This is a genomic window from Nocardia citri, assembly GCF_054065835.1.
Map to the genome: position 1 here is coordinate 12,481 of NZ_JBSUQM010000015.1, position 24,758 is coordinate 37,238.

The 24,758-nt window shown below is 65.7% G+C and carries 23 protein-coding genes; 12 read left to right on the forward strand and 11 right to left on the reverse strand.

Translation table 11 applies throughout. From position 1 onward, the window contains the following. Window positions 1–4 precede the first annotated feature (4 nt). Window positions 5–1,426 carry an aldehyde dehydrogenase gene (locus ACW2Q0_RS20185; protein ID WP_457192381.1) on the forward strand — a complete coding sequence of 474 codons (1,422 nt, stop codon included), beginning with the start codon at window positions 5–7 and terminating at the stop codon, window positions 1,424–1,426. A gap of 19 nt (window positions 1,427–1,445) precedes the next feature. Further along, window positions 1,446–2,312 carry an SDR family NAD(P)-dependent oxidoreductase gene (locus tag ACW2Q0_RS20190; protein WP_457192383.1) on the forward strand — a complete coding sequence of 289 codons (867 nt, stop codon included), beginning with the start codon at window positions 1,446–1,448 and terminating at the stop codon, window positions 2,310–2,312. Window positions 2,313–2,411: 99 nt separating this feature from the next. Here the strand turns inward: ACW2Q0_RS20190 and ACW2Q0_RS20195 are convergent, their stop codons facing one another. The 7 genes from ACW2Q0_RS20195 to ACW2Q0_RS20225 all read right to left on the reverse strand — a co-directional run bounded on the left by ACW2Q0_RS20195 (window position 2,412) and on the right by ACW2Q0_RS20225 (window position 8,848). Further along, on the reverse strand, window positions 2,412–2,624 hold the full coding sequence (locus ACW2Q0_RS20195) for a hypothetical protein (protein ID WP_457192385.1): 213 nt from the start codon (window positions 2,622–2,624) through the stop codon (window positions 2,412–2,414). A 100-nt stretch (window positions 2,625–2,724) separates the two neighbouring features. Further along, window positions 2,725–4,050, reverse strand: coding sequence for a phosphotransferase family protein (locus tag ACW2Q0_RS20200; protein WP_457192387.1), 1,326 nt, complete (start codon window positions 4,048–4,050; stop codon window positions 2,725–2,727). Between the two features lie 39 nt (window positions 4,051–4,089). Further along, complete coding sequence (locus tag ACW2Q0_RS20205) at window positions 4,090–4,911, reverse strand: alpha/beta fold hydrolase (RefSeq protein ID WP_457192389.1); 822 nt, start codon at window positions 4,909–4,911, stop codon at window positions 4,090–4,092. Continuing rightward, a complete protein-coding gene (locus ACW2Q0_RS20210; protein WP_457192391.1) occupies window positions 4,905–6,086 on the reverse strand; it encodes a CaiB/BaiF CoA transferase family protein in 1,182 nt (393 codons plus the stop codon). The genes ACW2Q0_RS20205 and ACW2Q0_RS20210 overlap by 7 nt, the downstream gene beginning before the upstream one ends. Further along, entirely contained in the window at window positions 6,083–6,871 is a 789-nt protein-coding gene (locus ACW2Q0_RS20215) for a crotonase/enoyl-CoA hydratase family protein (RefSeq protein ID WP_457192393.1), read from the reverse strand. Before ACW2Q0_RS20215 ends, ACW2Q0_RS20210 begins: the two co-directional genes overlap by 4 nt. After that, window positions 6,868–7,632, reverse strand: coding sequence for an SDR family NAD(P)-dependent oxidoreductase (locus ACW2Q0_RS20220; protein WP_457192395.1), 765 nt, complete (start codon window positions 7,630–7,632; stop codon window positions 6,868–6,870). Before ACW2Q0_RS20220 ends, ACW2Q0_RS20215 begins: the two co-directional genes overlap by 4 nt. Window positions 7,633–7,648: 16 nt before the next feature. Continuing rightward, window positions 7,649–8,848 (reverse strand): thiolase family protein, encoded by a 1,200-nt coding sequence (locus ACW2Q0_RS20225; RefSeq protein WP_457192397.1) that lies wholly within the window; start codon window positions 8,846–8,848, stop codon window positions 7,649–7,651. 230 nt (window positions 8,849–9,078) lie between these two features. Here ACW2Q0_RS20225 and ACW2Q0_RS20230 point away from each other — a divergent pair, with 230 nt between their 5' ends. Then, window positions 9,079–9,567, forward strand: coding sequence for a PaaI family thioesterase (locus tag ACW2Q0_RS20230; protein WP_457192399.1), 489 nt, complete (start codon window positions 9,079–9,081; stop codon window positions 9,565–9,567). A gap of 503 nt (window positions 9,568–10,070) precedes the next feature. Further along, the gene (locus ACW2Q0_RS20235; protein WP_457192401.1) at window positions 10,071–10,814 is read left to right on the forward strand and encodes a hypothetical protein; all 744 of its coding nucleotides are present in this window, start codon (window positions 10,071–10,073) and stop codon (window positions 10,812–10,814) included. 33 nt (window positions 10,815–10,847) lie between these two features. Here ACW2Q0_RS20235 and ACW2Q0_RS20240 read toward each other — a convergent pair whose 3' ends face one another. From ACW2Q0_RS20240 to ACW2Q0_RS20255, 4 genes are all read right to left on the reverse strand, one after another. Next, window positions 10,848–11,978, reverse strand: coding sequence for a hypothetical protein (locus ACW2Q0_RS20240; protein WP_457192403.1), 1,131 nt, complete (start codon window positions 11,976–11,978; stop codon window positions 10,848–10,850). Next, window positions 11,975–13,120 (reverse strand): acyl-CoA dehydrogenase family protein, encoded by a 1,146-nt coding sequence (locus ACW2Q0_RS20245; RefSeq protein ID WP_457192405.1) that lies wholly within the window; start codon window positions 13,118–13,120, stop codon window positions 11,975–11,977. Before ACW2Q0_RS20245 ends, ACW2Q0_RS20240 begins: the two co-directional genes overlap by 4 nt. A gap of 1 nt (window position 13,121) precedes the next feature. Then, entirely contained in the window at window positions 13,122–13,916 is a 795-nt protein-coding gene (locus ACW2Q0_RS20250; protein WP_457192407.1) for an enoyl-CoA hydratase/isomerase family protein, read from the reverse strand. A 211-nt stretch (window positions 13,917–14,127) separates the two neighbouring features. Continuing rightward, complete coding sequence (locus ACW2Q0_RS20255) at window positions 14,128–14,889, reverse strand: enoyl-CoA hydratase/isomerase family protein (RefSeq protein WP_457192410.1); 762 nt, start codon at window positions 14,887–14,889, stop codon at window positions 14,128–14,130. A gap of 205 nt (window positions 14,890–15,094) precedes the next feature. Between ACW2Q0_RS20255 and ACW2Q0_RS20260 the strand changes: the two genes are divergently transcribed. The 8 genes from ACW2Q0_RS20260 to ACW2Q0_RS20295 all read left to right on the forward strand — a co-directional run bounded on the left by ACW2Q0_RS20260 (window position 15,095) and on the right by ACW2Q0_RS20295 (window position 24,279). Beyond that, the gene (locus tag ACW2Q0_RS20260) at window positions 15,095–17,026 is read left to right on the forward strand and encodes a flavin-containing monooxygenase (RefSeq protein ID WP_457192412.1); all 1,932 of its coding nucleotides are present in this window, start codon (window positions 15,095–15,097) and stop codon (window positions 17,024–17,026) included. 39 nt (window positions 17,027–17,065) lie between these two features. After that, the gene (locus ACW2Q0_RS20265) at window positions 17,066–18,559 is read left to right on the forward strand and encodes a carotenoid oxygenase family protein (protein ID WP_457192414.1); all 1,494 of its coding nucleotides are present in this window, start codon (window positions 17,066–17,068) and stop codon (window positions 18,557–18,559) included. Window positions 18,560–18,599: 40 nt separating this feature from the next. Further along, entirely contained in the window at window positions 18,600–19,415 is an 816-nt protein-coding gene (locus ACW2Q0_RS20270) for a crotonase/enoyl-CoA hydratase family protein (protein ID WP_457192527.1), read from the forward strand. Further along, a complete protein-coding gene (locus ACW2Q0_RS20275; RefSeq protein WP_457192416.1) occupies window positions 19,412–20,566 on the forward strand; it encodes an acyl-CoA dehydrogenase family protein in 1,155 nt (384 codons plus the stop codon). The genes ACW2Q0_RS20270 and ACW2Q0_RS20275 overlap by 4 nt, the downstream gene beginning before the upstream one ends. A gap of 19 nt (window positions 20,567–20,585) precedes the next feature. Beyond that, a complete protein-coding gene (locus ACW2Q0_RS20280; protein ID WP_457192418.1) occupies window positions 20,586–21,734 on the forward strand; it encodes an acyl-CoA dehydrogenase family protein in 1,149 nt (382 codons plus the stop codon). Further along, the gene (locus ACW2Q0_RS20285) at window positions 21,734–22,783 is read left to right on the forward strand and encodes an acyl-CoA dehydrogenase family protein (protein ID WP_457192420.1); all 1,050 of its coding nucleotides are present in this window, start codon (window positions 21,734–21,736) and stop codon (window positions 22,781–22,783) included. Before ACW2Q0_RS20280 ends, ACW2Q0_RS20285 begins: the two co-directional genes overlap by 1 nt. 166 nt (window positions 22,784–22,949) lie before the next feature. Then, the gene (locus tag ACW2Q0_RS20290) at window positions 22,950–23,333 is read left to right on the forward strand and encodes a hypothetical protein (protein WP_457192422.1); all 384 of its coding nucleotides are present in this window, start codon (window positions 22,950–22,952) and stop codon (window positions 23,331–23,333) included. A 208-nt stretch (window positions 23,334–23,541) separates the two neighbouring features. After that, entirely contained in the window at window positions 23,542–24,279 is a 738-nt protein-coding gene (locus ACW2Q0_RS20295) for a hypothetical protein (protein ID WP_457192424.1), read from the forward strand. The last annotated feature ends 479 nt before the right edge of the window (window positions 24,280–24,758 follow it).

A 24,758-nucleotide genomic window follows, 5' to 3' on the forward strand; every position in this document is an offset into this window, starting at 1 on the left:
TACGTTGAGCAGAACCACCCAGAACTTCATCGGTGGTGAATCGGTCGCCGCCACCGGCACCGGGGTGATCGAGGTGGTCAATCCAGCCACCGAACAGGTCATCGGCACCGTTTCCGACAGCAATGCCGCCGACGTCGACGCGGCCGCGCGCGCCGCTCACGACGCATTGCCTGGCTGGGCCGCCACCACTGCGCAACGCCGCGGCGAGCTGATCGACGCGCTCGCCGACGCCTTGGAGCGCCGCGGCGAGGCGATCACGGCGTTGGTGACCGAACAGAACGGCACGCCGATCTCGTTCTCCAAGTACGCCAGCGACATCGTCCCGGTCTCGGCCTACCGGTATTTCGCAGGACTGGCCCGTGAATTCGAAGCCGAAGTCGACTACCCGTCGGCCGACGGCACCACCACTCTGGTCCGCCGCGAGCCGGTCGGCGTCGCGGCGCTCATCGTCCCGTGGAACGGACCGCTGGCGTTGCTGAGCTGGAAGTTGGGCCCGGCGTTGGCGGCGGGCTGCACGGTGGTGATCAAACCGGCGCCGGAGACCTCCCTGGACATGGTCTACCTCGCCGAGGCCGTCACCGAGGCAGGAATCCCGCCCGGGGTCGTCAACATCGTGACCGGCGGACGGGAAACGGGCGAAGCGCTCGTGGCGCATCCGCTGGTCCGCAAGATCGCGTTCACGGGCTCCACGGCAGCGGGCAGGGCAATCGGACGAGTCGCGGGCGAGGCGTTCAAGTCCGTCACACTCGAGCTCGGCGGCAAGTCCGCGGCGATCCTGCTCGAAGACGCCGATATCGAGGCGTTCACCGCCAATCTGCTGTCGTTCATCCTGCCGATCTCCGGGCAGGTCTGCTATTCCCAGACTCGTATCCTCGCCGCGCGGTCCCGCTACGAAGAGGTGATCGCGGCCCTGTCCAAGGCCATCGACCAGTATTCGGTCGGTGACCCGTTCGACCCGAACACCGCTTTCGGCCCGGTCTCGAGCGTGCGCCAGTACGAGAAGGTGACCGGCTACCTGCGGCGCGGCATCGAAGAAGGCGCGGTCGTCGCGCACGGTGGACTCGTCGAGAAGGCCACCGGCTACTACGTGCAGCCGACCGTCTTCCGGGATGTGGACAACTCGATGTCCATCGCCAGGGAAGAGATCTTCGGTCCGGTGCTGGTCGTGATCCCGTTCGACACCGAGGACGAGGCGGTCGCGATCGCCAACGATTCCGACTACGGCCTGGCGGGAAGCGTGTTCACCGCTGACGCCGAACGCGGGCTGGCACTGGCTCGCCGAGTGGAGACCGGCACGATCGGCGTCAACCGGTACAACGTCGTGCACGATGCCCCCTTCGGCGGTGTCAAAGGCAGCGGTGTGGGACGCGAGCTCGGGCCCGAAAGCCTCGATGCCTACGTCACCGTCAAGTCGATCTTCGTCTGAGCTGAGAGGAAAACAGAAGATGGGTACCAGAGACCTCGAAGGCAAAGTCGCGGTCGTCACGGGCGGAACCAGCGGCATCGGCCTGCGTTCGGTCGAACTGTTCGTCGAACGCGGGGCCCAGGTCGTCGTGGGCGATATCGCCGCGGACGCGGGCAAGCTGCTCGAGGAGCGGTTCGACGGGAAGGTCGGTTTCCAAATGACCGATGTGACCGATCCGGAGGCGATCGAGTCGCTGGTCGCGTTGGCCACGACCCGGTACGGCAAGCTCGATGTGATGTTCAACAACGCGGGCGCGGTCGGTGACCCCAGCACGATCGCCGACCTGACCGCCGACGGATTCGACGGGGTCGTGGCGCTGTTGGCCCGTTCGGTGTTCCTGGGACACAAGTTCGCGATCCGTACCTTCCTCGCACAGGGCACGCCCGGGACGATCGTGTCCACGGCCAGCGTCGCGGGCTTGGAAGGAGGCTGGCTGCCGGTCGGCTACGCGGCGTCCAAGGCCGCGGTCATGAGCATCGTGCGGCAGACGGTCGCCGAATACGGCGCCCAAGGCATCCGATCCAACGCCATCGCCCCCGGGGTGATCCTGACCCCGTTCGTCTCCGCGGCCCTGGGTGTGCCCGGCGACTACGCCGACGATTTCACCCGCTACGTCGAAGAGGAGAAGGTCTTCGCGACGCTGGGACGGCCGGGTCTGCCAGAGGACGTGGCCGAAGTCGCCGCGTTCTTGGCCAGTGACGCTTCGCGGTTCGTCAACGGGGTCTCACTCCCCGTAGACGGTGGCGCCACCGCGATCACCCACAACCAGTTCGGTCCCGCCCTCTACGCGGCCGCGCAGCGGTTCGTCGAGTCGAAGTCCGGCGCAACGGAAACCACGACTGCCTGAGCAGGAGACGGTCAACGGATCCAGGTCTCACGACCTGGATCCGTTTGACGTTTCCGCAGCCGACTGGCAGTGGCTCCGCAGAGGTCGCCGGAATCACGGTCACGGCGATGCCAGCGCCATCAAGGTCGGCAGCACTTTGATGACGGCGGTCACAAGCGCGGCCGAACTCGAATCCCTCGAGAGGCCGATCCGCAATTTCTCGACGACCCCTTCTTGCTGGGCAGTTACCGCCGGGGACACGTGGAGCTCGAGGCCGGTCTCGGTATCGAAGCGAAGAGCCGCGAGTATTCCCCAGATCACGGTGTCGTCCACGGCCGCCGAGCGGAGAGCGTCCTCGGCGACGAGTCGATTCCGGCCGTCTCGACATACCGCGGCGAAGGGTTCGTCTCGTCCTGATCGGTGTTCTTCTGGTTCAGTCGAAGGGGCCGAACGCGGCTTCCAAACCGGCCGCCAGGAAGCGCGGTCCGTGTACGTATCCCGCGACCGCGGCCGCATAGCGGTTGCCCGCGTCGAAGTTCTGCGCCATCCACAGGCAGCCGATATGCCGCCAAACGTGTTGCCATACCTCGAAGAAGCGCAGGGAATCCGGGTGAGGCGTGGCGCCGCCCGCGGCACGGTAGGCGTCGAGGAACTCCTCCCACGGCAGCACCGGAGTGATCGAGGGGCGCAGGTAGGCCAGTTCCTCGGCGGGATCCCCGAGGTGTGACGCCTCCCAGTCCAGGACGGCGCTGACGTGGTTGTCGTGGACGAGGATGTTGGAGAACGCGGCGTCGCCGTGGATCAGTGCCTGTCGGCGTGTCGGGGGCGGGAGGTGCTCCCGCAGCCAGCAGAACAGGGCTTCCAGTTCGGCCGCAGGGGCGATGTTTCGTTTGGCGAGGGTGTTCTCCTGCCAGTCGAGCATCGTCTGCAGATCCTCGGGGGTGGCGCGCGGGGAGATCGGCGGGTGCAGGTCGGCAACCGGCAGAGCGTGCAGTCGAGCGTAGATGGTGGCGACCTGCTCACAGATCTGGCGTGTCACACCCGCCGGCCCCCAGACGTCTCCAAGGTTCTCCCCGAATGCTTTTCGGGTGACGAAGAACGGCCCGCCGAGCGGGTTGTGTTCCGGCTCGATCCACAGTGGTTCGGGTACGGGCAGGCCGGCGGCGAAAGTTGTTCGCACGATATCGAATTCGGGAGCCAAGGCGCGAGCGGAGCGGCCGAGGGGGATCTGGCGGATGACGAACTCGGTGGGTCGGCCCGCGAGGGTGGCTCCGATCAACAGGGTTCTCTTGGAGAAGCCGCCGTGTACGGTGCGCACCTGGTGGGCCTCGTCGTGTTCACCGCCGGGGCGGGTTCGCAGGTATTCGGTGATCAGTTCGGGCGTGGGCTCGGACTCGGTGGGATTGTCCTCGGCCCGCTCACCGAGGGTGGGGCCGTGGGCGGTGCGCGCCAGGCTCAGCAGACGCAGCGTTCGACGCAGCTGCGGGTGGGAGCTGCCGGCTGTGCCGGAGGTGAGAAGGGCACGCACCTCGGTTTCCAGACACGCAATCGACTCCGCATCCGCTGCTGCCGACTGCTGGACCCACTGTAGGAGTGCATGCGCGTGCGACAGTTTCGTCGCCGCTTCGCGGTCCGGGATCGCCGAGCCCACCTCGGCGAGTTCGTGCGCGATCGCGGTGAGCAACCGGTCGTGCAGATCCCGGTCGAGCGGCGCCGTCGCGGCGACGCCCGAAGGTGTCGACGTGTCGGTGGCGGACATGTGTTCCTCCTCGAGGGGTTCTGGTTGTGCGAAATGCCGTCATCGCGCGCCGGGGAGCGCGATGCCGAGTGTGTCGTGTAGGAGTCGGTCGAGCTCTGGCGGATTCTCGAACATCGGGTAGTGGCCGCAGTCGGGTATCTCGTGGAGTTCGGCGTCGGGCAGCTGCTCGACCAGCCATCGGGCGCCGGCGATGGGGTGCACGCGGTCGTGGCTACCGGTGATGATCCGGACCGGTAGCGACAGGGAATCGGCGGCGGCGATCAGGTCGATGTCGAACATGGTGCGGTAGGTCTCGATCGCTGCCCACGGCGGCATGCGCAGGAATATCCCGGTAAGGAAGTCCAGGACCGCGGAGGCCGGGGGGTGAGCGAACCCATTGGCGATCGTATCGCGCCGTACGAGCGGACGATTGCCGTGTTCGCCCGCCAGTAGTGCGGGTTCGAGTCGTTCGCGGCTGCCGCCGAAGGGGAAGCGGTCGTCGCGGCAAGCGCGGACGCCGTTGCTGCCGATGAGCACGAGTTGTGTGACCCGTTCGGGATATCGGCGCGCGATCTCGAAACCGACCTGTCCGCCGAATGACCAACCGATCAGGTCGAAGGAATCCGCCGCCAGTTGATCGACGACATCGATGACGTCGTCGACGAACTGCTCGAGGCGATACCCGTTGAGCGGTTTGTCCGACTCTCCGGTGCCGCGCAGGTCGATGCACAGTGTGCGATGTGTCGCGGCGAGCGTGGCGACTTGGCCGTCCCAGACCGTGTGATCGAGTCCGAATCCGGCCAGCATCACGATCGCGGGCCCGGTTCCGAGGTCCTGCACGGCGATGCGCACGCCGGAAGCGGTCGTGACATGGCTCAGCATGGCGATGCCTGGTACTGATGCGCGACCTCGGATCGCAGCAGCGCCTCGATCTCCGGGCCGGTGAATCCGAATTGTTCGAGGACTTCGGTGGTGTGGGTGCCGGAGGGCACCGGCGCGCTGCGGACACGGGAGGGGGTGGCGGCGAATCGGGGAGCGGGGGCGGGTTGGCGCACCCCGGCGATTTCGATGAAGTTGTCACGAGCGCGGAGATGGGGGTGGTCGGGGGCCTCGTCGAGGCTGAGCACGGGAGCCACGCAAGCGTCCGAGTCTGCGAAGATGGCCTGCCATTGTTCGCGAGTCTTGGAGGCGAAGATGGTGCGCCACTCCTCGCGCAGCGCGGCCCAGCCCGATTCGTCATCGCGGGAGGAGGAAGTGACGGTGCTGCCGATGCGTCGGGCGAATTCGTCGAAGAACTGTGGTTCGAGCGGGCCCACGGCGAGGTGTCCTCCGTCGGCGGTTGCGTAGACGTCATACCACGGCCTGCCGGAATCGAGCAGGTTCACACCGCGCTCGTCGCGCCAGAGCCCCGCGGCCCGCATGCCGTGCAGTGCCGCCGACAGCGCGAGCGCACCGTCGAGGATCGCCGCGTCGACCACTTGCCCGCGCCCGGTGCTGCGGGCGCTGATATGAGCGGCGAGAACCCCGATCACCAGGAACGCGCCGCCGCCGCCGTAGTCGCCGAGCAGGTTGACCGGCAGCACAGGCGGCCCGCCCGCTCTGCCGATGGCGTGTAGGGCGCCGCTGAGCGCGAGATAGGTGGCATCGTGCCCGGCGGTCTGGGCCAGTGGCCCGTCCTGTCCCCATCCTGTCATCCGTCCGTAGACCAAGCGGGGGTTGCGGTGTAAGCAGTCCACGGGGCCGACGCCGAGCCGCTCGGTCACTCCCGGGCGGTTGCCTTCCAGAAGGATGTCGGCGCGTTCGATGATCCGCAGTGCGCTCTCGCGGCCTTGCTCGGTACGCAGATCGAGCACGATCGACTTACGCCCGCGACGGGTGATGTCGAAGCGTGCGGGCACGTAGTTGCCGCGGTAGGCGGGGCGGTCGATGCGGATCACCTCGGCGCCCATGTCGGCCAACATCATCGCCGCCCAGGGGCCGGGGCCGATGGAGGCGAGTTCGACGACGATGGTGCCGTGCAGCGGTCCGTGGCCGGTCGCGGAATCGGTGTCGGTCATCGACCCTGCCAAACCGGTGCGCGTTTCTGCACGAACGCTTGGGCGCCCTCGGCCGCGTCCTGTGAGGCGCGCACGGCGTCGGCGATCGGACGTTGCCGAGTGAAGGACTCGCCGCTCGCCCATTCCGGGGAGCTGTCGGCGATCTGCTTGACTGCCCGCAGCGCGAGCGGGGCGTTCGCGGCGATCCGCTCGGCCCAAGCCAGTGCTCCGGCCAGCGCCGCGCCGTCGGCGACGACCTCGTTGACCAGTCCGAGTTCGGCCGCGCGAGCCGCGGAAATGGGGTCGCCGGTGAACAGGATGCCCAGGGCCACCGCCCGAGAGACCCGCTGTGGCAGTCGTAGGACCCCGCCCGCGGAGGCGACGAGTCCGCGTTTGACCTCCGGTAGCCCGAACTGCGCGCTCGACCCCGCGACGACGAGATCGCAGGCGAGGGCGATTTCGAATCCGCCGCCCAGTGCCTTGCCTTCCACTGCGGCGATCATCGGCTTGACCGAGGGACGCTCGACCAGGCCGAAGCCGCCGCGAGTGGTACCGATCGGGCGTTCACCGGATTCGTTGAATGCCTTGAGATCCATACCAGCGCTGAAGATGCCGCCGGCACCGGTGACGACGCAGACTCGTATGTCGTCTCGGCTGTCGACCTCGTCCAGGGCCTGCTCGATCGCCATCGCTGTCGTCCTGTCCACGGCGTTGCGCACGTGCGGTCGGTCGATGGTGATGGTCGCGATGGCTTCGGTGACCGACAGCCGGACCGGTGTGGATTCCGAAGTTTCGGTGCCGGTCATCGCGGCGCCATCCGAATGGCGCCGTCGAGGCGGATGGTTTCGCCGTTGAGCATCGGGTTGTCCACGATCGACAACGCGAGGCGGGCGAATTCCTCGGGGTGCCCGAGACGGCTGGGATGCGGGACCGTCGCGGCCAGCGAGGAGCGGACCTCCTCGGAGAGTCGGGCCAGGATGGGGGTGTCGAAGGTGCCGGGCGCGATGGTGCACACCCGAATCAGTTTGCTGGCCAGATCACGGGCCGCGACGATGGTCATCCCGACAATGCCTGCTTTGGCCGAGGCGTAGGGAACCTGGCCGATCTGGCCTTCGAATGCCGCGACCGACGCGGTGAGCACCGCGACGCCGCGTTCCCCGTCGATCGGTTCGTTAGTGGCCATTCGTGCCGCGGCCAAGCGCAGGACATTGAAGGTGCCGATGAGGTTGATGGTGACGACCTCGGTGTACAGATCCAGCGATCCGGGCTCGCCGTCGCGCCCGACCAGTCGTAACGCACCGCCACGTCCGGCGCAGTGCACCAGAACACGCAGCGGCGCCTGGGCTTGCGCGGTGTCCAGTGCGCGGCCGACCGCGTCCGGGTCGCGGACATCGGCTGGGGCGAAGGTGACGTTTTCGCCGAGTTCCTTGGCCACGAGGGCACCGTTGGATGTCTCCAGGTCGACGATCACCACGTGCGCTCCGCGCCGTACCAGGTCTTCGGCAGTCGCTCGCCCCAAGCCGGACGCGCCGCCGGTGACTACCGCTGAAACACCTTGCAAGTTCATGAATTTCGGCTTTCTCTCAGAGTCGTTCGATGATGGTGGCGTTGGACATCCCGCCTGCTTCGCACATGGTCTGCAATCCGTAGCGGGCGCCGGTGTCCTCGAGGGCGTGCAGCATGGTGGTCAGCAGCCGACCGCCGGAGGCGCCGAGCGGATGTCCGAGCGCGATGGCGCCGCCGCGGGGGTTGAGTTTGGCCGGGTCCGCGTCGAAATGTCGTTGCCAGGCCAGCGGAACCGAGGCGAAGGCTTCGTTGACCTCGTAGTGGTCGATCTCATCCAGGGTCAATCCACTACGGGCCAGCACCTTTTCGGTCGCGGGGATGGGGCCGGTGAGCATGGTGATGGGATCGGCGGCGGCCACCGCGAAGGAGTGGAAGCGGGCGCGGGCCCGCAGACCGAGTTCCGCGGCGCGCTGCTCGCTCATGATCAGAATCGCGCTGGCGCCGTCGGTGATCTGCGAGGAGTTGCCGGGAGTGACCTGCCAGGTGATCTCCGGGAATCGGGCGGCGAGATCGGCGTCGTAGAACGACGGCTTCAGTGTTGCCAGACCTTCGACGGAGGTCGAGGGACGCACGGTCTCGTCGGCATCGACGACGACCCGCTCGCCGGCGGCGTCGAGCGCCGCTACCGGCGCGATCTCGCGCGTGAAGTCGGCCGCGTGAGCCCGGTGGTGCGAGCGTGCGGAGTATTCGTCGAGTTCGTCGCGGGTGATCTTCGCGCGCGCGGCGACGAGCTCCGCGGATACCCCCTGGGCGATCAGTCCCGGTGCGTAACGGGTCGCGATCGCGGTGCCGAAGGGATCTTGACCGATTCGGGAGGAGAACATCGGTATGCGGCTCATGGACTCTACGCCACAGGCGACGACGATGTCGTTGACCCCCGCCGCGATCGTCTGAGCGGCGAAGTCCGCCGCCTGCTGGCTGGACCCGCAGGCACGGTTGATGACCACCGACGGCACCGACTCGGGCAGCCCGGCACCCAGCCACGCCATCCGACCCACCCCCGCCGACTGTTCCCCGACCTGGCTCACGCATCCGGCGAACACGTCATCGACCGAGGCGGGGTCGACGTCGTTGCGGGCGAAGATCTGTCCGAGCAGGTCGGCGAGCAGGTCGACGGGGTGCACCGTAGACAACGCACCGCCGGGTTTGCCGTCCTTGGCTTTCTTGCCCTTCGCCATGGGCGAGCGGATCGCGTCGACAATCACTGCTGTGGTCATTGGCCTGCCATTCCTCGTCGATGAACAACGGTGCAGGCGCCGGCGATGCGATCCAGCAGGCGCACAAGGCTCCCGTTTTTTTGACATGTTAGTCTCATAATAGTTACCGGCCTCGGTGCGGTCAACGACCGTTCTTGTCCTCTCCGGTTTCGGAAGGTAGGTCTGCCTGGGCAGACGGTCGCGTTCGGTGAACCACCGTTTGCTCCTCGGATAGAGTCGAAAGGGACTACATGGACAACGGCATCCCCTCTCTGCCGCCGATCGGCGGAGACGAAACGCGGTGGAAGCAATGGGCCGAGGCGTTGCCGGTCTCGCAACAACTGGGGTTGCGTTGCGTGCGGCTCGAAGCGGGTGAACTGATCGCGACCCTGGCATCCTCGCCGTGGCCGCTGAATCCCAACGGCGCTGTTCACGGGGGGTTGATCGCTGCTGGAGCGGACCACTGTTTCGGCATCGTGGCCGTCAACGCGCTCGACGGCAGCGCCACTCCCGCGACGGCCACGTTGTCGGTGGACTACCTGCGCCCAGGGTTCGCACCCCTGACGTTCGAGGCTACCGTCGATCGGCGCGGCAGAACCTTGGTCTTCATCACGGTCATGGTGCGCTCCGCCGACGGGCGAGTCTGTGCTCGAGTGGGCGGGACCATGGCCCTGAGCGCCACGCGTGAGCCCGGTCCCGATGTCCTCGCCGATGTCCCCGCGGACTCGGCCACGGCATAGTCGGCGGGCGCCGAGCCCCTCAACGAGTCGGGCGGCGACGGATCACCGACACCCCGGTCATATCGAGCACCGGCTGGTCGAGTTGATTGCGCATCAGGATTCGAGTGGTGAGATCTGCGCGTTCGCCGCGCTCCTCGACCGCGACGTGTGTATCCCGCTAGGGATGATCCCGCCGAAGGCTGCGGCGCTCGCGGAGCTGGGATCGGTGTGGATCGCCAGGATGTCCCAGCGCGTAGCGAACTCCAGGACCTCCTACTCGGAAACGGGATAGCTTTCGACGGGAAAGATCGCGCCGACCTACAGGTCTTCGGCGTAGAGCAGAGGCGATCGGGCTGTCATGGGTCGCGGCCCTTTCTGGTCGGATATGGGGAGTTGACTCGCCGCCACGCCAAATTTATTGTGAGACAGCTCATTGCTAAATTATCCGGCCGGGTCTCGCGCACTCCGTACCGATCATCGCTCCCGTCCCGTGTCGCGAAACGGGGCGACGCGTGGAGGAATTCATGTTCATTGACCGCTTGGTCGAAGCCTACAATTTCGGCAACATCTCGCTGCTGATCGCTTCGGCGATCACCTTCGGCTTCGGCTTCTGGGAGTACATCTACAGTTTCCGGCTGGTGCGCCGTGAGCGGCGCGCGCCGTTTCCGCTGTGGATGCACACGTTCTACTTCGCGCACGACAGTTCATGGGCGGTGATTCTGTTCCTGGCCGCTTCCCGGCACCACTGGCACTGGTTCCTGTTGGGTGCCTCGATCGCGCTGGTGGTGTGGACTCTGTTCGAGCTCTACAACCTCACTCTCGCGGTACGGGTGGAGCGGGTGGAGATCTTCTCCGGCTATTTCGGTGAGAACGTCTCTGCGAGAACGGCGATCGCGGTGATCGTCGCCCAGATCCTGGTGTTCTACGGTGTGGTGAATTTGTTGATCCAGTTCATGGGGGAGGGCAGCTTCTTCCAGTGGACGGTGCTCACCAACATGGTCATGGCCGCGGGGCCGGGTCTGCTGTGGCTGCGCCGCGGTTCCCGAGACGGCGGTGGTATGGGGATCGCGCTGGTGATCCTCGGCGGGACGGTCAATACATTCCTTCCGACCAGCATGTTCGTCCTCGCCTTGCCCGAAGTCTTCGACACCGCGTGGTTCTATCTCACCGGCGTGATCTTCTCCGGGCTGGCCCTGTTCTACGTCTGGACGGTCGCCCGCTACCCCGCCAAGGCGCGGGTGGCGGGCGAGAAGCGTCCGATCTGGTGACCGAGAGGTCTTCGGCACCGAGGTGCCGAAGACCTATCTCCCCAGTCCGTAGCGAGGAATGCGCCCGACGCTCATGACCGGCAGATGCCCGGTACCCGCGGCACCGTCGAGGGTGATACGAGCGGGTTGCTCGCGGTGGCCGGGTAGATACTTCACCCCGTCGCGAGTGACCTTGCCGGGAACAGACAGGTCCAGGACATCGGATTCGACGAGGTCGCCGCGGGGCACACCGACGCCGCGGCTGTCGTCGAATCCGTTCTCGTATCCGGTGCCACGATAGGCCCACGCGCCTTGCAGTGCCTCGGCCTCCATGACCATCTCCGTGTCGTCGGCCAGGTGCAGTCGGTAGGTCAGTCTCTTCCAGTCGCGCGTTCCCGGGATGAACTCGATATCGTGGTCGACTCCGGTAATCCGTACCGGATCCCGGTCCGGATCGCGCCAGGTGATCTCGCCGTCGAAGTGTTGGACCCGGCCGGTACCGTCCTCACGCAGCTGGAAGTGGCAGGCCGCGTCGGGGGTGTTGGCGTAGGTCCACAACCACAGCATCGGGCTTCGAGCGGTGTGTCCGTGCGAGGGCTCGAATCCGCCGACGTCCTGGCGCACTCCCCAGGAGTGATCGCGAATACCCCACCAGTCGTCCGACTCGTGGCGCGTGCCGGCGACCTCGATCCACCCGGTCCAGCGCCCGAGTTGGTCGTAGCGACTGGTGTCCTGAACGACGCGGCCCTCACTGAAGCTGAAGTGGGGGGCCTCCAGGTAGGGCGGAAACGAGGATCGCCAGGTCAAATCGCAGGCCAACGGGTAGTCGCCGGGGGCCAAGGTGAGCCGGATCTTCTCGTAAGGCTGCACGACATCTACGCGCAGTGCTCCGACCTCTGCCTCGATTCGGTCGCCGAGTGGGCGACTGAATCGCACATTGGTCTGCTGGAGGTCTCGTTGTACGACGGCGAATCCGTCACACACTCCCATGTTCTTGTAGATACCCAGACCTGCGATCAGCAACGTCTGGCCGTCGGGCGCTATCGCCTCGAACCAATGTCGGTCGTAGAAGCGGTGGTCGGTGGTGGCGGGCACCCGAAAGGGTCGAGAGGTTTGATGATTCAGATGCTCGTCCAGGGGTCCGAGCAGCGACATGCCGGTGTTCCTTCCGTCGGCGGTGGTCATTTCAATCCCAGCGCCGCGGAGATCACCTCGCGCTGGATCTCGTTGGTTCCGGCGTAGATCGTCGGTGCGACGGCGTCGCGCAAGTTCTTCTCCATACCGTATTCGACCGCGTAGCCGTAGCCGCCCATCAACTGCACGCCTTCGAGGGCGGTGCGTTTGGCCGTTTCGGTGGACTTGACCTTCGTGATCGATGTCAGCTTGACCAGTTCCCCCGCCGGGGCCGACTCGGTGCGTACCTTCTCGATGGTGGAGTACATCAGCGCCCGCGACGCCTCGATCTCGACCGCGAGATCGGCGACTCGGTGCCGGATCGCCTGGAACGATCCGATCGACTGCCCGAACTGCTTGCGCTGCTTGAGGTAGGCGACCAGATCATCGAATGTTCGTTGCGCCAGTCCCAGCGATTGCGCGGCCGCGACCAAGCGCTCGCCGTTGAGCCCGGCCATCAATTGGTGCCAGCCCTGGCCCTCGCCTCCGACCAGCTCCGACTCGGGGACGAACACATCGGTGAAGTACAGATCGCTGACCAGCTCACCGGCCATCGTGTCGATCGGGCGGATGGTCAACCCATCGACGTCGGCGGGGACGCGCAGCATACTGAGGCCGCGGTGGCGTCCGGACCCTCGTTCGGTCCGCGCCACCAGCAGCACCGAATCCGCGTGCTGAGCCGCCGAGCACCACGTCTTCTGCCCGTTGACCACGAATCCGCCGGGAACGCGCTCGGCGCGGCAGGAGATATTGGCCGCGTCGGAGCCTGCCTCCGGTTCGGAGATGCTGATCGACATCGGCTTGCCACTCGCTATCGCGCCGAGCATGTCCTTCTTTTGCTGTTCGGACGCGAATTTCTTGTAGATACCGGCCACTGTGTGGGTGGAGCCGATGGCGTGGACCGGAGCCAACCCACGGTAGAGCTGTTCGTGCAGCAGGCATTGATCGAACAGGTCGCCGCCGCTACCGCCGTACTCTTCGGGGATCGCGATGCCGAGATACCCCAGCTCGGCGAGTTTGGCGTAGATCGAGGGCAGATGAGCCTGACGACCGTTGTCGGTCAGCGCGGCGAGCTCGGCTCGGGTGCCGAACTCTCTGTCGCAGAACGCGCGCAGCGCTTCGACGAGACCGTGTTGTTCCTGGGTGAGTTCCATGTCAGCGCCCCACGAACTTTCCGTCGCGCTTGTCGCGGAACGCCGCGATCGCTTCGACCATGTCTTCGGTCGTCAAGGTCTCTCCCTCTGCCAACAGTGCTGTTTCGACCACTTCGCCGGCACGCTGTCGCGTCACCTGGTTGAGTGCCTTCTTCGTGCCACGCACCGCCAGCGGCGGCAACGCGGCGATACGCGCCGCGATCGCGCGCGCGGCGGGCGCCACCTCGGCTGCGGTTTCCACGAGATCGGTGACCAGCCCGAAATCGTGCGCCTGCTCGGCGGAGAGCAGGTCGCCGGTGAGCAGATACCGCCGCGCTCGGAGCATGCCGATCGACTGCGGCCAGAACAGCGCTCCACCGTCGCCGGCCACCAGTCCGATCGCGATGTGGGTGTCGCCGAGGCGAGCGTTCTTCGAGGCGACGACGACGTCACCGCCCACCGCGATGGTCGCGCCCAGACCGACTGCCGCGCCCTGGACACCGACGACCAGAGGTTGGGGGAGACCGGTCAAGGCGTCGAGCAGTCCGCGGGCGCGATCGAGTGTCGCGCGCCGTATCCCGATATCGGAACGCGCTTCGAGCATCAATTCGAAATCACCGCCTGCGGAGAACACGCGACCGTTCGCGAGCAGAACAGCGGCCCGAGCCCTGTCGTCGCGGGCGAGTTCTTCCAGAGCCCTGGTCAGCTCGGTTTCCTGCACCGCGTCGAACCGATTCAGCAGATCGGGACGATCCAGGGTGATTTCCCATATCTCGGGGTCGCGGTCGACGGTGAGAGTGTCGAACTGGCTGACCATTGGGCCTCCTTGCGCCGAGAACGCGGCCGCAGCCATACGGCAATTATGATACGAGCAATCTCTAAAGTAGTGATGGGTGTGTGGTGGGTCAAGGCCGGGTCGCGGCGCCCCTTGTCCGAAACCGCCGGGAGCGGCCGTGACCGACGAATCGACTCACGAGTCGTCGACACGGGGTGTGGGCGGAGATCCCGAGGCGGCTGGCGGCTCGGTGTCAGTGGAACCGCGGCGTTCGCTTGTCCCGGAACGCTTGTCGGCCTTCGGCGTAGTGGGGATGGTGTTGGGCCAATCCCTGTGCGGTGGCCTCGGCGTCGAGTTGGGTGGACAGATCCACCTCGAAACTGGCGTGGAGGAGCTTGCGTGTCTGTCCGACCGAGGCCGCCAATGTCGCGATCTCGGCCGCGACCTGCTCGGCGCGTGTCAGCACCGACTCTGCCGCCACGACCTCGTTGACCAGATTCCATTCCAAAGCCGTGTGAGCGGTGATCTTGCGGCCGGTCAGGGCCAGCTCCGCGGCGCGTGCCGAGCCGATCGCGCGAGGCAGCAACCATGTCGCACCCGCGTCGGGCACGAGTCCGACCTTGACGAAGGACAATGCGAAACCCGCCGATTCGGAGGCGATACGAATGTCGGTTGCCAGAGCGATCGAGAGCCCGGCACCGGCAGCGACACCGTTGATCGCCGCGACGACCGGCGTGCCCATCGAGGTCAACTGCTGGATCAGGGGGATATAGAGCCGTCGCACGACGTCCTCGGCGTCGCTGGGGCCGCCGCTCAGATCGGCGCCCGCGCAGAACGCCTTTCCCGCACCGGTGAGGACTATCGCCCGTGCTCGCGGATCGGCATCGAGGCGTGCGAACTGCGCGCGGAGATCTTCGACCAGTGCGTGGCTCAGAGCGTTGTACTGCTGTGGGCGCTCGAGTGTCAGGACGGCGTAGCCGTCTCTGGCCTCGCACCGCAGGTGAGCGTCGGACATGGCGGGTCCTTTCTTGACGAGCGTGGCCGCGGCGAACCGGCCGCGACCTGTTGTCGGAGACTGCGCGGCTCGAACGTGGTCGAGTCCGGCGGGTTGACTCGGATGGACAACCCGTGTCTATTATTGAGATATACAGGCTCAATAATAGACCCGCAGAGGGATTCGAACCTTCGCCCGCGGGTGTGGTGCTCTATCGGAGGAACTCGTGAGTGAACTGTCCGACGAACTCGTCGCCGATGTCCCCGATGCCGTCGATGTCGACCGGCTCGCCGCAGCGCTCGAGCAGGCCAACATTCCGACCCTGCTTCTCGTTCTGACGCAGCTCACCGGTGACGACAAGTGGCTGAGCGAACCGTATCGGCCGGTGTGCGGACCGGTGCTCGACGACAACGACGACGGTGGTCTACCCGAGCAGCGACGGCGCGAGATCCGTCAGGCCGCGCTGGGCGCGATTCTCGCATCGGAAGAGAGCACACTGGTGCCCTCGACACCGAGCCCGGATAGGATTTCCGAGATGCTTGGTATCGCCCTCGTCGAGGATGTGCCGACGGAGTACGGGCCGCTGTTAGCCGAGGAACTCGGGGTGCTGTCGCGTGATGTCGAGGTTCCCGCCGCGCTGCCTGCGGGATTCAAGGTCCTGATCATTGGCGCCGGCCTGTCGGGTATCGCGCTGGGAATCAAGCTCAAGGCCGCCGGGGTGCCGTTCACCATCGTGGAGAAGAACCACGACATCGGCGGTACCTGGTTGGAGAACACCTATCCCGGATGCGGGGTCGACACTCCCAGCCACCTGTACTCGTTCTCGTTCGCGCCCAACGCGGAGTGGACCCGGTTCTTCGCCAAGCGCCCCGAGGTCTACAGCTATCTGCGCAAGCTGGTCGATGAACACGGCCTCGGTGAGTTCATCGAGTTCGGGGTCGAGGTCCGGCGTGCCGAATACGATCCGGCCACCGGATGGAGCGTGTGCACGATCGACAGCGCCGGTCGCGAATCGGTACGCTCCACGCCGGTGCTGGTCAGTGCGGTCGGCATGGTGAACAGACCTGCCGTGCCCGCGATTGCCGGCGCGGACAGCTTCGCGGGCCCGGCCATGCATACTGCGGACTGGCGTGCGGATGTCGACTACACGGGCAAGCGGGTGGCGGTCATCGGTACCGGTGCCAGCGCTATGCAACTGGTGCCATCGATCGCCGGGACCGCTGAGAAGGTCCTGGTGTTCCAGCGCTCCAAGCAATGGGCGGTACCACACCCGAATTACGGCAGAGCGGTGCCCGATGGGGTCCGATATCTGATGCAGCGCGTTCCGGCCTACGCGCGCTGGTACCGGCTGCGCGCCTTTTGGAATTTCAGCGATCGACTCCACGCGTCGCTGCAGATCGATCCGGAGTGGAGCGAACCGCAGCGGTCGATCAACGCCCAGAACGAACGCCACCGGATCTTCTTGACCAACTACATCAAGACCCAACTCGGCGAGCGCGAGGATCTCTACGACGCCTGCATCCCGGACTATCCGCCCTACGGAAAGCGCCCACTGCTGGACAACGGCTGGTTCGCCACGATCCAGCGCGAGGATGTCGAACTGATCACCGATCCGGTTACCGGGATCCACGCGCAGGGTGTGCTCACAGCCTCCGGGGCCACCCACGAGGCCGATGTGCTGGTGTGGGCGACCGGGTTCAAAGCCCTGCAATTCCTGTGGCCGATGGATATCGTCGGCGCCTCGGGCAAGACCCTGGCAGAGCAATGGGGTCATCAGGACGCGCGCGCCTATCTCGGCGTCACGGTCCCGGACTTCCCGAACATGTTCATCCTCAATGGCCCCAATACCAACGCCGGGCACGGTGGCAGCGCGTTCCTGGCCTGCGAATTCCAGGTGCGCTACATCATGCAGGCGATCGCGCTACTGGCCTCCGGGACGACGAGAACGTTGGAAGTACGCCCGGAAGTTTTCTGGGACTACAACAACGAGCTCGACGCGGCACTCGAACGCTGCATCTGGTCGCATCCCGGAATGACGACCTGGTACCGCAACGGGGCAGGCCGAGTGGTTGTCAGCAGCCCCTGGACCTACCTGGACTACTGGGATCGGACGCGTCGACTGGACCCCGGCGACTACCTCGCCGCCGCCGACGCCTGACAAGAGTGGAGTCAATTCGATGAACCATCAGGAGCGGTGATGAGCTACAGCCTGCCTACCGAGAACTCGTTGCGCGGACCCTTCCAACCGATGCGGTTCGAAGCGACCGTCGACGAATGCATCGTCACCCACGGTGAGATCCCCAAGGATCTCGCCGGCGGGTTCTACCGTGTCGGACCGACCTGGAAACGGCCGACCAAGCAGGGAACCAACCCATTGCTGAGCATGGACGGCATGGTCCAGGCCATCACCTTCGACAACGGTGAGGCCAGCTTCCGCAACCGTTGGGTGCGCACACCGAAATACCTGCTCGAGGAAGCGCGCCGGCAGGGCATGTTCGAATGGGAGGACGCGGGCTTCGGGGACTGGCGCGACAATGCCTACGGCGAAGTCAAACGAGACCTCGGAAACCAGGGCGTCTCCCGCGGCGTCGCCAATATCAACGTCTTCCCGTTCGCTGGCCAGATGCTGGCCTCGAGTGAGCAGGGCGGCCCGCCGATCGCGATCGACCCGATGACACTCGAGACCAAAGGAATCGTCAGCTGGTCGCCGCGACTGAGTTCGGGCCTGCACCAACCGGCGGCCTACGGTGACGCGACCTTCACCGCCCACCCGAAATGGGATCCCGACACCGGCACCCTCTACGGATGGACCTACAGCGACGAAGCGCCCTACGTGGTGATGCACTACGTCAGCCCGGACGGCACCGTCGACAGCCGAGAACTGTGGGATGCGCCCTACAACACCGTGGCCCACGACATCTGGCTGACCCCGGAATGGGTCGTGATGCCCTTCCAGCCGTTCCTGGTGGACAAGAAGCGCTTCCGCAAGAATCTCAACATCTGGGAGTGGAACCCGGAGTTGCCGATCACGCTGGCTCTCATCCCGCGCCACGACCTGCACGGTGAGATCCGTTGGATCCGCACCGACCTTCCCGCGCAATACATCATGCACACCATGTCGGCAAATGTTGTCGGCACCGAACTGCAACTCGACGGCCCGATCTTCAACCGACCCCCGTTCCCCTTCGAACAGGATTTCGCCGTCGGCGACGACGTCGCGCTGTTCTTCTCCATCGCCAAGAGCAACCTGGGCCGCTGGAGTATCGACCTCGAGACCGGCAAAGCCCGCACCGAGCAACTCTCCGACCGTCCCTCCGAACTGCCCAAGGTCGACGAACGCTTCTACGGCAAGGGCTACGAGTGGGGATGCCAGGTCGGCGGCATCGTCAAACGCTCCGGCATGAAGATGAACAGCCTGGTGACGACCAACATGAGGACCCTGTCCGAGCAGGTCTTCGAGATTCGCCACGACGAGCCCGCCGCGATTCTCGAATCGACCTTCGCGCCCCGCAGCCCGAACGCTCCGGAAGGTGACGGATATGTCATCGTGCCGGTGTCCTGGTGGGCGGACAAGCGCGGGGAATTCCTCATCTTCGACACCTACGACATCACCAAGGGCCCCATCTGCCGGATCGATATCCCGTTCTTCATGGGATGGACCCCGCACGGGCACTGGATGGATTTCCGCTGAACCCGCACCCGGTACCGAAAGGATCACGCCCGTGAGCGTCATCGACGACGCCGTGCTGTGCACACACGACGGCCACGTCACCACCTGGACCATCAATCGTCCCGAATCCCGCAACCCGATCTCGGACGACGCGGTGATCGAGCGATTGGTGAGCCTGGTCGCCGAGGCGAACAACGATCTCGACACGCGGGTGGTGATCCTGACCGGAGCGGGGAGCGCGTTCTCGGCGGGCGGCAACGTCAAGGACATGGCCGAGCGTGCCGGAATGTTCGGTGGTACACCCGATCAGCTGCGCCGCGGCTATCGGCGTGGCATCCAGCGAATTCCGCGAGCGCTCTACCATTGTGAGGTCCCGATCATCGCCGCGGTGAACGGACCCGCTGTCGGAGCGGGCTGTGACCTGGCCCTGATGTGCGATATGCGGATCGCCGCGAGCACCGCCTTCTTCGCCGAGAGCTTCGTCAAACTCGGACTGGTCCCCGGCGACGGAGGCGCCTGGCTGCTGCCGCGCGCGGTCGGTCCGGCCCGTGCCGCCGAGATGGCCTACACCGGAGACAGGATCTCCGCCGATATCGCGTTGGAGTGGGGACTGGTCTCGCGCGTCGTCGAACCCGCCGATCTGCTGGACGCCGCGACCGAACTCGCGCTGCGTGTGGCGGTCAATCCACCACACGCACTGCGCATGACCAAGAAATTGATGCGGGAATCCGAGCGCCAGGATCTGGAGGGGCTACTCGAACTGTCCGCGGCCTTCCAGAGCATCGCCCATCACAGCGCCGACCACGACGAAGCGCTCGCGGCGTTCCTGCAACGACGTCCGGGAAACTTCCACGCAGAGAACAGGGGCCGTCGATGAAGCGTGCGATCCTGGCACCCGAACACGACGAATTCCGTTCGATGGTAAGGGATTTCATAGCCAAAGAGGTCGCTCCGCACCGGGCGGACTGGGACGAGGCGGGCCGCCCGCCACGGGAGTTCTTCCTGCGCCTCGGCGAGTTGGGCATCCTCGGATTGCAGGCCCCCGAGGAGTTCGGCGGCGGAGGTGAGACCAGTTTCGTCTATCCCTCGATCGTATTCGAGGAAGTCGCGCGGGCGGGGGTATCGTTCGGCTCCTACACCGTGCACTCCTGCGTCATCCTGCCGTATTTGCTCGAGTACGCCAGCGAGGAGCAGAAGAAGCGCTGGCTTCCGGATTTTGTCGCTGGCCGATTGATGACCGCGATCGCGATGACCGAACCGGGCACAGGCTCTGACCTGGCCGGCATCGCGACCAGGGCCGAGCGCACTCCCGACGGGCACTACCTGGTCAACGGCGCGAAGACCTTCATCACCGGTGGCGTCACCGCCGATCTGGTACTCACGGTTTGCCGGACTTCTCCCTACGATCCTGACAACCGACGCAGTGGGTTGTCGATCATCGGCATACCCACCGACAGCGACGGTTTCACCGTCGGGCGCACCCTGCACAAACTCGGTCTGCACCAGCAGGACACCGCCGAACTGTCCTACCAGGACGTGCGGGTACCGGTGCAGAACCTGCTGGGAGCCGAAGGCGAGGCATTCGGCTACCTCGCCCACAATCTGCCACAGGAGCGGTTGAGTATCGCGCTCAACTCCGTGGCCCACGCCGAGGCGGCGATCGGCCATGCCATCGCCTACACCCGTGACCGGAAAGTGTTCGGTCAACCGGTGTCGGCGTTCCAGAACACCAAGTTCGTGCTCGCCGAATGCTCGGCTGAGGTGCAGGCCGCCCGAATCTACGCCGATCGCTGCCTGGAACTGCTCGACCGCGGGGAACTCAGCGTGCCCGACGCCGCACGCGCGAAGCTGTACTGCACCGAGGTCGCGGGCCGAGTGATCGACAAATGCCTGCAACTGCACGGCGGATATGGCTATATCACCGAATACCCGATCGCTCGCCTCTATGCCGACTCCCGCGTCACTCGAATCTACGGAGGGACAAGTGAAGTCATGAAAACGATCATCGCCAGGGATCTGGGCCTCTGAGCCCGGCGGGAGAAACGACATGCCCACACCACTCGTCCCGCCCGCCGGCAGACCCGATCCCGCCCTGTCCGAACTACGCCGAGAGGTTCGTGCGTTCCTGGATTCCCAGATCGCCGCGGGCACGTTCACACCGGGAGTCGACACCTGGCTGGCCCGCTGGGACGGTGCCTTCAGCAAAGAACTCGCCGCCCGCGGCTGGCTCGGAGTCACTATTCCCGTCGAGTACGGCGGACAGGGCCGCACCTACATGGAGCGCTTCGTCATCACCGAAGAGCTGCTCGCCGCGGGCGCACCCGTCGCCGCACAGTGGGTCGCCGACCGGCAGGCCGCCCCGGCACTGCTGCAATACGGCACCGAGGAACAGAAACTCCGGTTCCTGCCCGGAATCGCCCGCGGTGAAATCAGCTGGGCTATCGGCATGAGCGAACCCGACTCGGGATCCGATCTGGCCGGAGTGAGAACCAAGGCGATCAGAACCGATGGCGGCTGGCTCCTGAACGGTACCAAAGTATGGACCTCCGGCGCCCACCACGCTCACGCTTTCTTCGCGTTGGCGCGCTCGGCTCCGCTGGACCCACAGCACCGCCACGCCGGACTCAGCCAGTTCATCGTGCTGCTCGACTCACCGGGTGTGCAGATCCGCCCCATCCTGTCGATGTCGGGCGAGCACCACTTCAACGAAGTCGTGCTCGACGACGTCTTCGTACCCGACGATCTGGTGCTGGGCACAATCGGGTCCGGCTGGAGCCAGGTCACTTCCGAACTCGGCTACGAACGCAGCGGCCCGGAACGGTTCCTGTCCACCCTCGGCGTGCTCGCCGGAATGGTCGAGGAGATGAGTGCCCGCAGACTGCCAACGGATCCGCGTGTGGGCGCGTTCACCGGCAGGCTCTTCGGCCTGCACCACATGTCGCGCGGGGTCTCGGAAGCCTTGCAGGCACACGTCCCGACCGATGTCGCCGCCGCCGTGGTCAAACTTCTCGGCACCGCGACCGAGGGCGACATCGCTGATCTGGCCGACGAACTCGCCCCGGAGCATTTCACCGACGCGGAATCCTTTGCCGACCTCGTACGCGCCGGTGTCACGCAACGGCCCGGATTCACTCTCCGGGGCGGAACGAGCGAAATTCTGCGCGGCGTGATCGCGCGAGGACTGGGGATGCGCTGATGACCCTCACCACCGACACCGACCTGCGCGATCTCGCCCGGATGCTGGAGCAGTTGTTCACCAAACGGCGTGCCGACCTGGTCGGTGAACGCCCGGTGCAGTTGGACCGCGAGCTGTGGTCCAGCCTCGCCGAGCTGGGGCTCGTCCGGTTGACCGGTGCCGAAAGCGACGGAGGCAGCGGTGCGGACTGGGACGCCGCCGCTGTGTTGTTGAGTTCCGCCGCCGGCGCGGCGGCCGCGGTCCCGCTCGCTGAGAACGACCTGCTCGCCGGCTGGTTGCTGGAGCTGTCCGGATGCCCGCGCGCCGTCATCGATCCGGTAGCGGTACGCACCGCGGCAGTGCTGGACCGCGACGGCACCGCCCGCCATGTGCCGTGGGCACGCAGCGCCGACGCCGTCGTCGTGCTCTGGGACGACGGCGGGACATGGCGGGTCGCTGATGTCCCGCACGCCGATCTTCGGGTAACCGCCGCGAGCAACCTCGCCTTCGAACCCCGCGACCACATCGCCGTCCACGATCTCCACGCTGTGCCCGGTGCCCAGGTTCGCCCCGAATCCGTAGCGGAACTGCTGTACCGAGGTGCGCTCGCTCGCGCGATCGCCATGACCGGTGCCATGACACGTGTTCTCGACCTGGCAGTCGAGCACACCGGCACACGAATTCAATTCGGTCGCCCGCTCGGTCGCTTCCAGGCCGTCCAACATCTGGTCGCCGACATCGCCGCGGAGACCGCGCTCGCGCAGGCCGCCACCGCTGCCGCGGTCTCGGCTGTCGCCGATGGACTCGACACCGACGATGCACGGTTCGCGGTGGCCGCTGCGAAGTCCTGCGTCGGACACGCCGCCTCGGTCGTGGTCCGCAACGCACACCAATGCTTGGGTGCCATCGGGTTCACCGAAGAACACGAACTCCACCTCTACACCAACCGACTGCTGTCTTGGCGCCGCGAATACGGCAACACCCGATACTGGGACGAAAAGCTGACCGCTGCGGCAATCGCTGCGGGTTCACGCGGGCTCTGGCCGCTGATCACAGGCAGACGCTCGTGATGACGCTCATCGAGAAATGGATTCCGCCCGACGGGGTGACGTACACCTGCGAATCTGGATGGGCGGGGTCGCACTCGACTACGTCGTCAGCGCGGTCGCGGTCCGGACCTGCGTCCAGGATTGGCGCCGAACCCAGCGGCACACTCTCGAACTGATTCGATCCACCTTGCTGATCGTGCACGCCTGCCGCGTCTGCCGTGCGAAAGTCTTTTCCTCGGTCCTTGACCCCGGCATTCGACCGTACTTACGCAGCGTGCCTTCTGCCGAACACGGCGCTTCGGCCATCACGAACGCGCCCCGCCTTCCCGCTCTGTTCACCGTCGTCGAGTCCTGGATTTTCACCCCGACGGCCGGTCGGCTCGACCAGGACCGGGCATCCATCGCATCGAGCGAACCGTACGACACTATTGGAGGAATCCCCCTGTCAACGCCGTTGCTGCTGATCGCCTTCGTGATCGACATCGCAGCGGCTGCCCTGGCGGGCGGCTACGGCGCGGTCGCGATCAGCACATTGCTGGTGCACACGAAGCGGACCCGCGTCAGCAAATGAGTATGGCCGGGTCCGAGCCCGCCGTCGGATGCCCAGACGTCTCACGTGTCTGCGCGCCCTGCCAAGCCCCACACGATGAATGCCATCGCACCCGACTGGCGTGGAACCCGAAGAAGGAGTGGGTGTACTCCGAGAGTTCAACGCGAACGCCAGGCCACCGCGGCCAAGCTCGCCACGCTGGAAGCCGAGCAACGTGGGAATCACCCCCATGACACCGGAGGAGATCCACCAGCTTGTAACCTCGGTGGGCGGGCTGGTCCACATACTGAAGGCGGCTGCCCCCACCGATAAACTCGAGGTTTACCGGCGGCTCGGTCTGAAGCTGACCTACGACCATGGAAAAACGGGGGGTCGTGGCAGAAAATGCTCCACAACCACCCGTTTGCGTAGTGTCTGTGTCCGGAGGGGGAATCGACCACTATGCCAACCTGCTGCAACACCGAAAACTGCTGGTAATCGGCAAATAGCGGTGCCTACTTCAATCCGGACTCTGTGCGGACGCGCGCCGTCGCGTGATCGTTGTGGCACCCGCGATGCCGCGACGGGCCTCGGCGCGGGTGAGTTCGTGCGCTTCTCGGTGGCGTTGTCGCTCTCAATTCGACTGTGGTGGAGTCGGTTCGGCGATGTCTCGCCATTCCAGTCAGCTGTTACGTGCCGCCGGGTGGTCGCCGGATTATCTGGCGAGGAGTCTGTCGGTCAGTTCGTTGGTTGCGAGGTACCACCAGAAGATCCAGTCGAGGTCGGCGGCGTTGTAGTCGATTTTCTGTTTGGCATCTCGGTGACGGATGCCGAACTTGTTGGCGATCAGGAAGAGATCGCCCTCGTCGGCTTTGAACAGTTCCTGCTTCAGCAGGGCGCGGCGTTCCTCGAGCAAGCCAGCCAGGGTGACGCATGCGCTGCGCTTCTCGTCGATCGTCGTCTCCCTCGGGCCGTCGCAGCGGCCTGAGGGAAGCTGGGGGCAGCTCTCGGGCGGAGGACACCGTCCCGGGGGGGCAAGCGGCCCCGATAAAGGCGAGACGTGCCGGAACTGCCAGACGGTGCGGGTTTGTCGAGCGAGGTCAGAAGGTGCAGCGTGAGCGAACCAGTGGCGGAAGCTCCGTAACCGCGAAACCGGCTCCAATCTGGTGGATATGGGCCGGGATGCAGTGCGCGGGATCCTATAGTTCCGAGGGTTCCGACTCCGTAACCGTATTTCTCCGACGGTGCGGAGGCCGTGTCGAAGGTCTGCGGCGTAGACGCGGCGAGGCTGCCGGAGTAGAGCTGGGTGCCTCCCTGACCGATCGATCACCTGGTGAACGTGCGAACCATCCTGCGGGACCGTTCATTTCGCCCGGCAGCCGGTCCGGGTGGGGTGTGGAGACTGTGTCCGGTCGAGGACCGTGTGGGTGGGGCGGAGGCTTCGTAGTAGTCGCGGGCGGTGACGTG